The organism is Bradyrhizobium sp. TM239, from assembly GCF_036247985.1.
Taxonomy (GTDB): Bacteria; Pseudomonadota; Alphaproteobacteria; order Rhizobiales; family Xanthobacteraceae; genus Bradyrhizobium; species Bradyrhizobium ottawaense.
This window is the reverse complement of the sequence record NZ_BTIR01000004.1, coordinates 219,561-233,212: the sequence shown is the minus strand read 5'-3', so window position 1 is coordinate 233,212 and position 13,652 is coordinate 219,561. Positions and strand designations below refer to the sequence as shown.

11 protein-coding genes are annotated in these 13,652 nt (G+C 60.8%); 5 read left to right on the top strand and 6 right to left on the bottom strand.

Annotated elements, in window-relative coordinates; translation table 11 throughout:
• Positions 1–165 precede the first annotated feature (165 nt).
• Entirely contained in the window at positions 166–1,263 is a 1,098-nt protein-coding gene (locus AABA84_RS08610) for a glycosyltransferase family 4 protein (protein WP_338311855.1), read from the top strand.
• Between the two features lie 21 nt (positions 1,264–1,284).
• Here the strand turns inward: AABA84_RS08610 and AABA84_RS08605 are convergent, their stop codons facing one another.
• The 4 genes from AABA84_RS08605 to AABA84_RS08590 are packed head-to-tail and all read right to left on the bottom strand — an operon-like array spanning position 1,285 to position 6,036.
• On the bottom strand, positions 1,285–2,376 hold the full coding sequence (locus AABA84_RS08605) for an acyltransferase family protein (protein ID WP_338311854.1): 1,092 nt from the start codon (positions 2,374–2,376) through the stop codon (positions 1,285–1,287).
• The gene (locus AABA84_RS08600) at positions 2,373–3,482 is read right to left on the bottom strand and encodes an acyltransferase family protein (protein ID WP_338311853.1); all 1,110 of its coding nucleotides are present in this window, start codon (positions 3,480–3,482) and stop codon (positions 2,373–2,375) included. The genes AABA84_RS08605 and AABA84_RS08600 overlap by 4 nt, the downstream gene beginning before the upstream one ends.
• 6 nt (positions 3,483–3,488) lie before the next feature.
• Entirely contained in the window at positions 3,489–4,826 is a 1,338-nt protein-coding gene (locus tag AABA84_RS08595) for a hypothetical protein (RefSeq protein WP_212249183.1), read from the bottom strand.
• 7 nt (positions 4,827–4,833) lie between these two features.
• Positions 4,834–6,036 (bottom strand): acyltransferase family protein, encoded by a 1,203-nt coding sequence (locus AABA84_RS08590; protein ID WP_212249370.1) that lies wholly within the window; start codon positions 6,034–6,036, stop codon positions 4,834–4,836.
• 679 nt (positions 6,037–6,715) lie between these two features.
• On the opposite strand from AABA84_RS08590, the gene AABA84_RS08585 reads away from it, so the two are divergent.
• From AABA84_RS08585 to AABA84_RS08575, 3 genes are all read left to right on the top strand, one after another.
• Positions 6,716–7,228 (top strand): hypothetical protein, encoded by a 513-nt coding sequence (locus tag AABA84_RS08585; RefSeq protein ID WP_338311852.1) that lies wholly within the window; start codon positions 6,716–6,718, stop codon positions 7,226–7,228.
• Positions 7,229–7,260: 32 nt separating this feature from the next.
• Positions 7,261–9,492: a Wzz/FepE/Etk N-terminal domain-containing protein gene (locus tag AABA84_RS08580; protein WP_338311851.1), complete on the top strand. Its 2,232-nt coding sequence runs from the start codon at positions 7,261–7,263 to the stop codon at positions 9,490–9,492.
• 495 nt (positions 9,493–9,987) lie between these two features.
• The gene (locus AABA84_RS08575) at positions 9,988–10,275 is read left to right on the top strand and encodes a hypothetical protein (protein ID WP_212249181.1); all 288 of its coding nucleotides are present in this window, start codon (positions 9,988–9,990) and stop codon (positions 10,273–10,275) included.
• Between the two features lie 42 nt (positions 10,276–10,317).
• Here the strand turns inward: AABA84_RS08575 and AABA84_RS08570 are convergent, their stop codons facing one another.
• Positions 10,318–11,748, bottom strand: coding sequence for an undecaprenyl-phosphate glucose phosphotransferase (locus tag AABA84_RS08570; RefSeq protein WP_212249180.1), 1,431 nt, complete (start codon positions 11,746–11,748; stop codon positions 10,318–10,320).
• Positions 11,749–12,350: 602 nt separating this feature from the next.
• Here AABA84_RS08570 and AABA84_RS08565 point away from each other — a divergent pair.
• Entirely contained in the window at positions 12,351–13,088 is a 738-nt protein-coding gene (locus AABA84_RS08565; protein WP_212249368.1) for a metallophosphoesterase family protein, read from the top strand.
• Between the two features lie 82 nt (positions 13,089–13,170).
• Here the strand turns inward: AABA84_RS08565 and AABA84_RS08560 are convergent, their stop codons facing one another.
• Positions 13,171–13,449: a hypothetical protein gene (locus tag AABA84_RS08560; RefSeq protein ID WP_246550437.1), complete on the bottom strand. Its 279-nt coding sequence runs from the start codon at positions 13,447–13,449 to the stop codon at positions 13,171–13,173.
• Between the last annotated feature and the right edge of the window lie 203 nt (positions 13,450–13,652).

Genomic DNA, 13,652 nt, shown 5'->3' with positions numbered 1-13,652 from the left:
CGGAGTGATGGCAATCAGATGAGCGCCACCACGATTCCGATTTAGAGTGGAAGTGAGTTCAAATCGTGGACTACACTCCAATCGCTCTCTGCGATGTGATGCAAAATGGATGCCTTGATGAATTCGCCGGCCCCGCGTTCTCTCCGTAGCTCCAAACGCTTGCGCGTGGCGATTTACGCCCCGCATTTTGCGGAATATTCCTATCGGCTCGCTTCGGGATTGGCTCACCATTGCGACGTCAGGCTTGTGCTCAACCGCAAGGACGCCAACCAGCAATGGGAACTGGCCGACATCGCCGTGGCGGCTCCCTTCGAGACCCGGGTTCGCGATTTGAGCCTGCGCCGCGGCGGCGTGATCGGCATCCCGGCCTCTTTCTTCGACATAATTTCGTTTCGTCCGGACGTCGTTCATTGTCACGAAGTTCCGGAGATCTACACGTCCAAGCTGATTCAGTTCCTTCGACCACTCGGCATTCCCCTGGTGCTGACAGTTCACGATGCTATCCCGCATTCGGAAGGCGGCTCCGGCACCTCGCCGCGCGAGGACGCATGGCGCGGGCGCATGCGTGCCGCCGCGTCGATCGTCACCACGCATGGCGAAAGCTGTATTGCCGATTTTCGTCGCGCCTCGCCCGACTTCGAGGGCGGAACGGTCTCCAGCATGCACGGCGTGCTCATGGTTCCACCGGCCCGAGGTGCGGTCACCGCGCCCGAGGCTGCACGCATCCTGTTTTTTGGGCGGATGTGGGCCTACAAGGGCCTCGACGTCTTTATCGATGCGATCGACATGTTGGCCAAGCGTGGTGTGGCGCATGAGGCAATCGTCGCCGGTCGCGGCCCCGAGATGACACGGCTCGGCGCGCGGATGGAATCGATGCCGACGGTCAAGACCATCAACGCCTACATTTCGCCTGCGGACACCGGACAGCTGTTTCAATCCGCCACCGTGGTCGCCTTGCCCTACAAGGATGCAACGCAGAGCGGCGTGCTTGCCTCCGCTTACGGCAATTCTCGTCCCGTCGTTGCCAGCGCCACCGGTGGTATTCCCGACGTCGTCACCGACGGCGTCAATGGGCTGCTGGTTCCTCCAGGGGATGCCACTGCATTGGCCGATGCACTCGAACGCGTGCTGACCTCGAAGCCGCTTGCCGCGACATTGACGGATGGCGCACGGCAGACCGCGGCCGGCCTCCTGAACTGGGATCGCATCGCCGAACAGCTGCTGGGGTCCTATCACAAGCTCGCCGGCCGTACCGTGAGCTGACTGCGACGGGCACGCGGTCGCTCAAACCGATTGCCCGACCTTCAGCGGTCGAAAGAACATGCCGCGGATCGCGCCGTCCAGCAGGCGCCTCAGCCTGACCTCGATCAGCTCATAACTGATCGCGCTTGCGACCAATGACATCACCAGCCCGAGCCCGATGAAGGCGGCCCACAGCAGCCAGCGATCGACGCCGGCGGCGACCAGCTTCAGGCCGATCACCTGCAACGGGAAGAGCACGAAGGGATGCACGAGATAGAGGCTGTAGCTGATCTTGCCGACATATTGCAGGGCCGGGGCGCTCAGAGCCCTGCCGAGGCCCGACTCCGGGGCAAGCACCATGCTGAACAGCAGGAATCCGGGAAGAAGCCCCACGAACGGGTGAAACAGCACCAGGCTCGCATACATGGCGGCTCCGCAAGCCAAGCCCGCAACCAGGCCGAGACGCCCCGGAATCGGGATCCGAAAGCCGGTGGCGCTGAATAGCATGCCGATGCAGAAGAAGGCCGTGATCGGCCAATGCAGCAGGCACGCGATACCCAGCAGGATCAGGGGCGCAGCCAGCATCCTGCCTCCGATGCGCAGCATCGAAAACGTCGCTGCGAACCAGATGTAGAACGCCCACTCATAGGTCAGTGTCCAGGCGTTCTGCTGGGCAATGGGCAAGCCAAGCGCGTCCTGCACGAAGAACAGATTGGCCGCGAAGATCCCGAGATAGCTGGTCAGGTCGATGCCACGGAAGAACTTGTAGCCGACGATCGGACCGATCGCGAACAGCGCAAGATGCAGGACGACGAACACCGGCATGATGCGCAGGACGCGGTCGAAAAAGAACCGCGGCAGCGAGCCGTGCCGCACCAGGCTCGCCGGGATCAGGAAGCCGCTGATCATGAAGAACAGCTCGACGCCATGCCCGCCGACATTGATCACCGATTGCAGCCAGAGCCAGAGCGGCGGCAGGAAGCCGGGATCCGGGATGTCGTACATGCCACCCTTCGGCATGTCGTAGAAATGATCCATCAGCACACTCAGCGCGGCAATCCCCCGAAGCCCCTGGACCGAGGGAACGAACGATCCGTCGTAGGCGGCGCCCGGCTGGTGCAGCGCTTTACTCATTCCGCAGCACCCTGGGTACTGAGGGCAGGCTCGAGAACGACCTTCTTTCTCCGTGCCGAGCGGAACCTTTGTCCGAAGGCGATGCTGGGCTTCTCGACGAATGTAAACGTCATCCAGCTGACGAGGATCGACAACGCCAAGATCAGGGTCAGGAAGATCGACCATCCGAGCGGCCCGTCGCCGAACCAGAGGAGGCGATGGATGAAGACGATCACGAACGGCGACATCAGGTAGACCGAATAGCTGATCACGCCGACGAACGCCATCGGGCGCCACGCCATTCTCTCGCCGAACACGGCAAAGCCGATGAAGACGAGCGCCGCGCAAACATAGGCCGCTGCGATCGAATAGCTGTAGAAGAAATTCTCGTGGTACACGCCTCCGAACCGCCTGTCGGCCAGGGTGATGGCGAAGATCGCATACAGGAGTGTGCAGACCGCCACGTGGGACCATCGCAGCTTTCCGCCGATGATGGTGTCGCGGATGATCTTGCCCAGGAACATCGCCGACAGGTTCAGGCCGACCTCCATCACCGAGGAGACGGCCCTGTTTTCCACCAGGAGCGCAGCGGTGGTTCCGACCAGCGCGGCCGCAACGACGATCGTCACCGCCGTGAAGCGCCGGTTCAACAGCCCCATCGCAAAGAGGATGGTGCACCCGGCATAGAACAGCAGCTCGATCGCCAGCGTCCAATAGAACACCCAGAGGTTCGGGACGTTCACGAAGGTCTGCAACATCGTCACGTTCGCGCCGATCTGCCCCAGCGGATAGATCTTCGAATCCAGCAGCTGCATCGTCACGAGCCCGACGACGAGCGAGGTCCAGTAGGCCGGGTAGAGCCGGAAGAAGCGACTGATCGAAAAATCCCGCACGGGCGTGGCGCTGTCCGGGAAGCTGAACGGAATGACGAAGCCGCTGACGAAGAAGAACAACACCACGCCGAACCGGCCAAAGTTCATGTAATAGCCGAACAAATCGTGGATCGGCCAATAAAACGCACCCGTCGGGTGCTTCTCGACGATGATCTCGAAGACATGCTGAACCAGGACCGACAACACGGCAATGCCGCGCAGCGTGTCGATGAATGCGAGCCGTTTATGCATCATTCGTTCTCACCTGCTTCCGCTCGCCGCCGGTATATCCGGGCGGAAGCCTTCCAATGACGGCATCGGCGGCCGCATGACAATCGGCACGGCGTCGCCCGCCCGTGCGGAGGCCGCGCGGCGCGAAAACACTTCGCTGAAGCTCAATGCGATGATCAGGAGGCCGGACGCCGGGCCGTAGTTCAACACCGTGATCGTGAACAGGTTGACGACGAAGATCAGCGTCAGCTTGTACACGTCGGTCGCGCCGAACGTCGCCCTGAACACCATCACCATGAAGGCGACGAACGGCAGACCGAACATCAGGTAAGTCCCGATGTAGAAGTTGTCGACGGGCACCCAGAAGTGCGCGAGCGGCGAAAACAGCTTCTGCGGATAGTTGAAGCAGCCCGCGCCGCAGCCCGTCACCAGACCGATCGGCATGAGCTGGTTCATGTAGACGAACGGCAACTGCCAGCTGTTGTTGATGCGATCGACGATGCTGAACAGGGTCGAGTGCGGCACCGCCGCGGTACCCGATGCGACCACGATCATGAAGAACGGAACGAAGATCGCGGCAAAGGACCACTGCGCGATGCCCCTGATTGCGGGAAAGCGCGACTTCTCCGGCAGCATACGCACGAACACGAGCAGGAGCAGATAGAGCACGAGGACGATCATGGTCGTCTTGCTCGTGGTCAGCTTGATGACATAGACCGCGAGGGAGCCGAACAGAAGGCACCACGTCGTGCTCTTGCGAATCGACGTGATCGCGAACGACACGAGGATGAAGAAGGCCGCCATGGTGTTGTCGGCCGCAAAGCCCATCAGGCGCTGGTCGTCGCCGCCATAGGCCCACCACAGCCGGCCCGCCTCCCGAACCGCGCCAAAGGACTCATATTTATACCCGACCCAGGGCATGAGGTAGAATTTGGTCAGCAGCACCCCGATGACCGAGAGGTAGAAGGTCACGGCGATGACCGCCAGAAGCTTCTTGTACGAGCCGAGACTCGAATCACAGAAGCAGAAGCCGACGAACACCGGCAGCATCATCTTGAAAGACGAGATCGCCGCGTTTGCCGTTCCCAGCATGAAGTAGCCAAGCACGAGCGACAGCATGATCTGGACCAACACCAACAGGGCCAGGGTGCTGCGATTGCGCAAGATGCAATGCACGATGAACTGGATCAGGCACGCGAGCGCGACGGCATCGGGCAGATACCAGAGCGCATCCATGTGATAGATGCTGGTGTAATAGCGGATCACGCCGCCAAAGGCGTCGCGGACCAGATAGACCCCGAGCGCGATCGCCTCGATGCTGAGGCTGATCAGGATGAGCCGCGGCCGTTGCAGTGCGAGGATAGTCATGCCCGACTCAGTTCGTCAGCCGCGCCGATGGCGCGGGGGATCGCGCGAAATCCCGACGGCTTCCGAGCACATTTCGCATGAACTTGCCGCCGGGGATTTCGACGTAGAGATAAGTGAAGTGCGAGACCACCAGCACGGCGGCCAACGAGACGACGAGATTCAGCGTCGCCGGCAGGCCCGCCCAGACCGAATCCAGCGCGGCGATCCGCCCCGCCCCCACGGCCCGCACGAAATATTCGGCGAGCAGCACCACGAGCGCGTGCACCATGTAGATGGAGTAGGACCGCTTCCCGAGCCAGACCAGCGGCCCGGCCACCAGCATCCGCGGCACCAACAGCGCATCCGGAAAGGCCATCAAACTGCCGAGGAAGACCGCAAACGTCACCGGCGCGAGGAAAGTTGCCGCGGGATTGGTCTCCGCCAGGGACACCAGGGCGATGCTCGCGATCATGGCGGCGAATTGCAGCGCTCCCTGCACCCACTGGCTCGGCCTGCCGGGCAGGCGATCGACGATCCTCACCGTCAGCACGCCCAGAAAGAAGCTCACGAAGCAGCGCAGGATGCCGAAGTCGGTTTGGAGCCCGAGGCTCCTCTTGTCGAGCACGAAAATGATCACGACCAGGCTTCCCACCGCGAGCAGTCCACAGAGAACGTAGAACCACAACAGCGAACGCATGCGCTGGGCCAGCAGCACGATCAGGCCAAACACCAGATATGTGTAGAACTCGACGCTGATGCTCCAGCTCGGCGCATTCCAGCTGAGATAATCGATGAACCCCATCGAATGCAGCAGCAGGACGTTGAGACCGAAGGAATAGGCATTGTTCACTTCGAACGCCGCCGGCGCGGCCACCACGACACCGGCCATGACCAGGCCGATCCTCAGGAGGCGAAACAGAAGATTTGCCATCAGCATGACGATGTGCAGCGGATAGACCCGCGCCAGGCGCCGCACCATGAACTCGCGCAGCGAGAAGCGCCCGAAGTCGCTCTCGACGTAACTGAGCGACATAACGATCCCGCTGAGAACGAAGAAAAGATCCACCAGCAGCCAGGAACTCCTGAAGAACGCGCAGTTGATCCACGCATTGTGCGGGAACGCCGCGAGGAAAGTCGGCATCAGCAGGAGATGGTGAATCACCACCGACGTCGCGGCGATCCCCCGGATGCTGTCGAGCGGCAGGACATGCGCCTTCTCACGATGAACCATCTCCGTCACATCAACATTCCGTAGCTATTGCACCGCAGCAGTGTGTATCAGGTCTCGCGCGCATTCAATCTCTGCGATCGCGGACTCGCATTCGACGCATGAGGGTCGACGATAATTTCAACGCTCGCAGATCATTCGGACATGCGAGCGCCAAGTTCACGCCACTTTTTGCTTGAGATCGAAATGCGTCGACGCGCAAATCAATTCGGACGTGATGATTGCGAGTATTTGCGTGCAAAGTGTGCGCGAAATTCGGCGCTGTTGCGATCATGACGACCGCAAGGACATTGATCTCTCCGCATTCACGATGCGCGTATATCTCGCTGATATCTTCTCGCAGGCGGGAACAATGACTCGCGTGACGACTTGTGTCGGTTTTGCGACGCATGCTCGCTACATTTCGACGTGCAACGCCTCATATGTTTTCAGTTTGCAACATTCCTGGGCGTGAGCGTGCCGATCTCGCAGGCATTGCATATCTTCCTTTTGCAACCGATCGGGAAACGGGCAAGGCACGCGTTGTCGTCGAGCACACGCACCCATCTTTTGCGCCGCACAAAAATTGACACAGTTGCCTGCCAAGTTTCGCGTGTTCTCCTATTGCAACAGGGAGGAAGGGACACAGATGGGTTGCGGACTGACACGTCGTCTTGCGAGATCGCGATGGCTAACGATCGTCTTGGCAGGTTTTGCCTTGATGGTGTCGAGCATCGATGCTTGCCGCGCCCAGTGCGTCGAATTTAAGGATCGTGCCTCGCAGCTCCAACTCGACACGTTCGTAAAATCGCCCTCCTCGCTTCTGGAGCAGCTGCGCAACGACAAGGAGAAGCTGAGATATCGGCTCGCCACCTTTATCGCCACGAACCCGTCGGTGTTGCCGTCCGTGCAGACCCTCATCTCGGCGTCGACTTCAACCGACCGTTCAGCCATTGGCGCCGCGTTGAGGATCGCCGAAGGGCGGTGCACGTCGACGAAGCCGGAGGCTGCGCGCAAGATCAGGGATTTCACGCAGCGGATCGGCGATCTCAACGTGCAAGCAGGTTATTCCGCCGCCGGAGAGGACGCCTCCGGCGCCCAGGCCCAATCGCAAGACAAGGGCCGTGCGCAACCGCCCCGAGGCGGGGCGCTGCTCGAAGGCGAGTGGAAGACCAAGCTGGCCAACCCGTTCAAACCCGTCCCCCTTCCGAATTGATCAGCGATCGTCAAAAGGCAGCGAATTAGCAAATGTATCAGCCTAGAGAGCATTTCCCGTCGGGCCACAGATTCGGGATCGAATTCGGCGGAGCGGTCCTCAGCTTCGAGCGCGTGGCCGACGTCCTGCGCCGGCAGTGGCCGATCATCGCGGTGTGCACCGGCGCTTCGCTGGCGCTGGTGATCGTCTATCTGATCATGGCGCAACCCATGTACACGGCGAATGCCCGCATCATGATGGATACCCGTCAGGCGCAGGTGCTGGACAAGGACAGCAACGCCAACAGCGCCCTCATCGATACCGGATACGTCGACAGCCAGGTTGAGGTCATCAACTCGGACGACCTGATCCTCTCGGTGGTCCGTCGCCTGAAGCTGACGGACGATCCGGAGTTCAATGGCTCCAATCCGGGTCTGCTTTCGATCGTCCTCGGCAAGTTCATGTCGTTGTTCGGCACCGGAGAACCGGCGTCGCAGGAGCGACTGGAGCACGCCGTGGTCGAGCAGGTTCAGAAGAACCTCAGGACGGAGCGCGTCCTGACGACCTATGTCTTGTCGCTGAACTATCGCTCGCGAAGCCCTGACAAGGCCGCCAAGATCGTCAACGCCGTCGCCAGCGCCTACCTTGTCGGCGCCCTGGAAGCCAAATATCAGTCCACCAAGCGGGCAACCGAATGGCTTCAGCAGCGCAGCATTGAGCTGAGCGAGCAGGCAACCGCCAGCGACCGTGCCGTGCAGACCTTCAAGGCCGAAAACAACATCGTCGGAACCAGCCGCGGCCTGATGTCCGAACAGCAATTGTCGGACCTCAACACCCAGCTGGTTCAAGCGCGGGCGTCGACGGCCGAAGCCAAGGCCCGGCTCGACCGGATCACCGCGATTTCGGACCAGGACGTCGCACAATCGACGGTGACCGATGCTCTCAACAACTCGGTCATCACCCGCCTGCGCGCGCAATATCTGGACCTCCAGGCCCAGTATGCCGACTGGTCCCGGCGCTATGGCAAGCAACATCTTGCTGCGGTCAATCTGGCCAACAAGATGGAGGAGCTGCGCAAGAACATCGCCGACGAGTTGCATCGGATCGGCGACGCCTATCGCAGCGACTATGAGATCGCAAAGAGCCGAGAAGCCTCGCTCGAGAAGAACGTAAAGGAACTCGTCGCCCAGGCCGGCGATACCGGCCAGGCTGCAGTCAAGCTGCGCGATCTCGAAAGCGCCGCCGACACCTACCGCAACCTCTACAACAACTTCCTCGAGAAGCTGCAGAGCGCCACGCAGAACCAGAGCTTTCCGCTCAGCGAGGCGCGCCTCATCAGCACCGCCACCAAGCCGGATCGCAAGAGTTCACCGCGCACGGTCCTGGCGCTGGTGGGAGGCCTGGTGGGCGGCCTCTGCCTCGGCTTCGGCGCCGCCTTTGCCCGCGAACTGCTCAGCGACGTGTTGCGGACCCCCGGCGAGGTCGAGGACGAGCTCGGCGTGAAGTGCCTCGGTGTCCTGCCCGACATTCGTCCGCCGATGAAGACCGGCGCGTTGCTTTCCACGTCTGCGAAGACCAGTCCACCCGATCTGTCCCGCTACGTCGTCGACCATCCATTCTCGCGGTTTGCCGAGACGTTGCGCAACATCAAGGTGTCGATCGACGTTGCGCGCCTGACCCGCGAGATCAAGGTGATTGGCATCGTGTCCTCCCTTCCCAAGGAAGGAAAGACGACGGTGGCGGCCAACTTCGCACAGTTGATTGCCCTCACCGGGCATCGCACGGTCCTGATCGACGGCGATCTGCACACGCGCTCGCTCACCCGAGAGCTTGCGCCGAACGCCAAGAGCGGACTGGTAGAGGCGCTCAGCGATCCGTCCAGCCTCGGCTACCATGTGCAGCGAAGCAAGGAAACGGGCCTGGATTTCCTGCCGTCGGTCGTGGCCTCCCGCATGGTCAATTCGGCAGACGTCATTGGATCGAAGGCGATGGCCGATCTGCTCAAGGTGCTGAAAGAGCATTATGAGTATATCGTGATCGATCTTGCCCCGGTGATGCCGGTCGCGGATTCCAAGGCCGTCAGCTTCCTGATCGATGCCATGGTCTATGTGATCGAGTGGGGGCAGACGACACGAAGCGCTCTTCAGGAGTCGGTTTCCGGGTCGGAAGTCCTGCAGAAGAAATTGCTCGGTGCCGTGCTCAACCGCGCCAACCCGAAGATGCTCAAGCGCATCGAGGCGTACAAGGGCAAGCACCACAACAGCTACTACGTCGAGCATGCCTAGAGCATGATGCGGAAAAGCGCGCAGCGGTTCTCCGAAAAGATCATGCTTAAACAACAACCTAAAGGCCGATGACGATTCATTCTGATCGCATCGCGCTTTAGAAGGCGCGGCGACGCGCCCAGCCGAACTGGAACGACCTCGGGCCCGCTGCCATTTGACAGCGGGCCCTTTTTCGCGTTTTGCGGAACTGTCGCCTGAAGGCGATCGAGGGCGCCTTCGCGCACGAGACCGAAGATTGCGCCGAGCCCACCCGGACAGCTGAGGCCTCCGTATTCCTCCGGAATCCACAACTTGCAGTTATTGCTCTAGCCAAAAGCAAGGATTGACGAAGGCGGTGGTCGCCAGGACAGTGCACCTCCTGGCAATCATCTGTCGATAAGACGAGACAATCCGAGGCTGATGCCTCACAATGCCGAAACTTTGGGCATCTTTCCTTCTGGGGTCACTGAGGCTAACCTCGGCTGATATTTATCGTTCTTTTCCGGCGGACTCGAAATGCTGATCGTCCTGACGATTTTGACAATTTGGGTTCTGCTCAACATCCTGTTCGTGTTGATCGTGGTTCCCCCACGCAAGCCGCGTCCGCAGCCGATGGCGACGACGTTCTCACCCGCGCCCATCGACCCGAGCCAACGGGAAATCGAGCAGGACGAACCTTTCTCGATCCGCCATGTCATCGTTTCCGTTGCGATGGGGGCCTTCTTCGTGCTGGTGCCACCGTTGCTCGCCTTGCGCGATGCGATCATGCGGCTCTTCAGCAGGTCGTCGAGAGACGGAACCTGATCCCTCGAGGCTCCGGTTCCGGACCGTGAAGAAACTGAACGACTAGTAAGCTTCCTGGAACATGACGGCGGACGCCGTCCGGGCCATAATCTTCAGGTCGAGCCAGATACTCCAGTTGCTGACGTACCAGACGTCATATTCGACCCGCTTCTCCATCAGATCGATCGTCGGCGTTTCCCCTCTGAACCCGTTCACCTGGGCCCAGCCGGTCAGGCCCGGCTTCATGTGATGGCGGTAGACGTACTTGCTGATGATCTCATCATAGTAATTGTCATGGGCCAGCGCGTGCGGACGCGGTCCAACCAACGACATGTCCCCGCGCAGCACGTTCCAGAGCTGCGGCAGTTCGTCGATGCTCGTCATACGAAGGAAGCGCCCGATCTTGGTGACCCGAGCATCCCTCTTGGTCGCCTGGGCAATCGTTTCGCCGTTTTCGCAAACGGTCATGCTTCGGAACTTCCAGATCTCGAACGGCCTGCCATTGAAGCCGCGGCGCGATTGGCGGAATATGACCGCACCCGGGGAATCCAGCTTGATCAGCACGGCAACGGTCAGCAGCAGCGGCGTCAAGATCACGAGCGCGAACAGGGCCACGCCGACGTCGAGACAGCGCTTTTGCAACCGCTCGAGAATGGTGAGAGGCGGCCGCTGAATTTCGACCGCGACGGTTCCGCTGACCGGCAGGAAGGGACGAGCCACCAGATCGGCGACCGGATCGTCCGGCAACAGCCGTATCGGCTGGGGGACGGCCCGCAGATATGGCCCGAGCTTGCGGAGCATCGGCAATTCGTTCCAGTCGATCGCAAGCAGGTATTCATCGACATCCGCGGAGCGCGACTGACGGATCACGTCGCGAATCTGCCGCTCCCAATGGCCGTCATCCCGCTCCTCGCCGAGCACGAAATGGCGCGTGACGTCGAAGCCATTCCTCCGAAGGTCCTTGAAGCGGCTGGAGGTGAAGTCGAGCGGCTTGAGGCTGAGCAGGATCACCTTGCGATCGACCAGCCGGCTTCTCGCAAAGCTCGTGCCGAACACCGCCTGCCAGACGAAGCGGAGGCTGATCAAGCCAGCTCCGCCGATCACGGCGAAGACGATGACGGTACCGCGGGACAGATTGTCCGTCGATTTCAGCAGAAAGGCCGCAACGGCCAGGATCGTCAGCGACGTCAGCCAGATCAACACCGCCTTTCGAAGCTGCCAGACGACGTTGAGCAGGCGATGCGTGGCATAGACATCCCGGAAATAGGCGACCGCGACGAACACCACGCCGACGAACAACCCGGCTCCCACCGAAGCACTGTCGGCGGGCGAAGCGACGGCCGCGCCGTACAGCGAAGCGCCGGCAGCATAGCTCAACAAGATCACCAGAAAGTCAGCAGCCATGACGACGATCTGAAATGGCCTCTGAAGCGCGTTGCCGCGCGTCGACGACAACGTGTGAGCGTTTTCAGAACCATAAGTTGCAACAGCCATTCGAACCTCTGCCTATCGAGAGAGTGCCTGACGCTCATCGTGATGCTGAAGACTCGTCACTTCCCCGCGCGGAAAGTGTTGTTTGATCGCAGCGACATTGTGGCGCCGCACGCAAAACTTTTGCGGCGCACGGATCATGCGCCGTGTTGAAATGCGCAGCGAAATTCGGCGCGCTGAAAATGTCGTCACAGTGATGACATACGAGCGAACGCGTTGCCCTATTTTGAATCAAGTTCCACGTTCGGCGAGACCATATGATCGTCGCGCGAGCGCTTCTTCGCTCATCTTTCAGGCGAGGCGACGCTCCGACGACTCGCAACGAGTCGTTTACGAGAACTCCGTTGGATTTCTATCTTCGCGTGCGCCGCGAAATTTCGCTTAGGCATGCATCTTTGCTGCGCTCTCGCATTCAGCGATGCAATTTCTGCGGGACCGATCTTTCGCACCATAGTGCCGCGAGGTGGGCAAAAAGTGCCGTGCCCTTCTTTTGGCGTGATCGAACCGGAGAACAAGGACGCTCCCTTCGCTGTTCGTGTCGGATGGACGCTCTCCGGTGCCGGCGACTTGGGGAAATTTTCCAACCACCCGATCGATTGAGCGCCATGATATCTCTCGCCCGACCACGCCCGCCTATTCCCAAACCGCAATTGCCGGAGGGAGTCCGCATCTATGCGATCTCGGACATTCATGGATGCGCGCATCTGCTCCAGCCCATGTTGCGGGTGATCGACGCCGACGTTGCCTGCAGCCGGCCGCGCTACGCTATCGAGGTCTTCATGGGCGATTACATCGATCGTGGCCCGGATACGCGCTCCACCCTCGACGTCCTGATCGAACGGAGCCGCCGGGGCAATGTGGTTTTCCTCAAAGGGAATCACGAGGCATTTCTGGTGAGGGTGTTCGAAGACCCTTCGCTGTTCGAGGATTGGATTGCCGTCGGCGGGACCCAGACGCTGATGTCCTACGGGCTCGCCCCGCCGGACCTGAAGCGCGACGAACCGGCATCGATCATGCGCGATTTGATTCGGGCGATGCCCACCGAGCATCTGGAATTCCTCGACAATCTGCGGCTGAGCTTCAGTTGCGGGGACTTCTTCTTCGTTCACGCCGGCGTTCGCCCGGGCGTTCCGCTGGCCGAGCAGACGGAGCGCGATCTGCTCTGGATTCGCGAAGAGTTCCTGCGGAGCGAGGAGCAGTTCGGCAAATATATCGTGCATGGTCATACGCCGGTTCGCAGCGCCGAGTTCATGGCGAACCGTGTCAACATCGACACCGGCGCCTATGCGACCGGCAACCTCACCCTAATGAGCATCCAGGGTAGCCGCATGCTCGCGGTATGACGTGGGAACTTGGCCGCGACAGCTTGCCCATCGGCCCGCCGAAACTGTCTCGCGACCCGGATAGCATCGACCTCTGCGGGATCTAGTTGAGCAAGCGGGGCTTTTCCTGCCGCGCACGTGTTTCGGCCATCCAATCGTTCCAGGCTCGCTCGTGCTTGACGTAAAGCTCCAGCCAGCGCTCCCCATGCCTGTCCTGGCGGACACGGCGCGCCTCGACCAGCAAGTCGGCGCCGGGGCGGGTGCTCGGATTATCCAGCGCTTCAAACTCGACCGTCTCCGAGATCGTCAGTCCGACAAGCACGCGCTGTCCGGCGCCATCGACGATGTAACGCCGCGGCGCGTCCTTCTTGGGTTCGCTCATCTCGTCATGCCCCATTCGTGTCAGTGAGATCCGCCAGCGAATCGGACGTTGCCTAAAAGGCTCGTCGTGCGTGGCCGAACGTCGAGGTGGGAGTCGGCCCGGCCATTCGGCGCGAGGCGCCGCGGGATGAGTTCGCAGGGCTTCGTTGGACGCGCCAACCACGCGCCGCGTAGCCCAAGGTGAGGCCAGCGCCGAAAATGAAA

Coding starts and splice junctions, on each gene's coding strand:
- AABA84_RS08605 (WP_338311854.1), bottom strand. CDS start 2,376: ATGAGTAAAGCGCTGCACCAGCCGGGCGCCGCCTACGACGGATCGTTC.
- AABA84_RS08600 (WP_338311853.1), bottom strand. CDS start 3,482: ATGATGCATAAACGGCTCGCATTCATCGACACGCTGCGCGGCATTGCC.
- AABA84_RS08595 (WP_212249183.1), bottom strand. CDS start 4,826: ATGACTATCCTCGCACTGCAACGGCCGCGGCTCATCCTGATCAGCCTC.
- AABA84_RS08590 (WP_212249370.1), bottom strand. CDS start 6,036: ATGGTTCATCGTGAGAAGGCGCATGTCCTGCCGCTCGACAGCATCCGG.
- AABA84_RS08580 (WP_338311851.1), top strand. CDS start 7,261: ATGTATCAGCCTAGAGAGCATTTCCCGTCGGGCCACAGATTCGGGATC.
- AABA84_RS08575 (WP_212249181.1), top strand. CDS start 9,988: ATGCTGATCGTCCTGACGATTTTGACAATTTGGGTTCTGCTCAACATC.
- AABA84_RS08570 (WP_212249180.1), bottom strand. CDS start 11,748: ATGGCTGTTGCAACTTATGGTTCTGAAAACGCTCACACGTTGTCGTCG.
- AABA84_RS08565 (WP_212249368.1), top strand. CDS start 12,351: ATGATATCTCTCGCCCGACCACGCCCGCCTATTCCCAAACCGCAATTG.
- AABA84_RS08560 (WP_246550437.1), bottom strand. CDS start 13,449: ATGAGCGAACCCAAGAAGGACGCGCCGCGGCGTTACATCGTCGATGGC.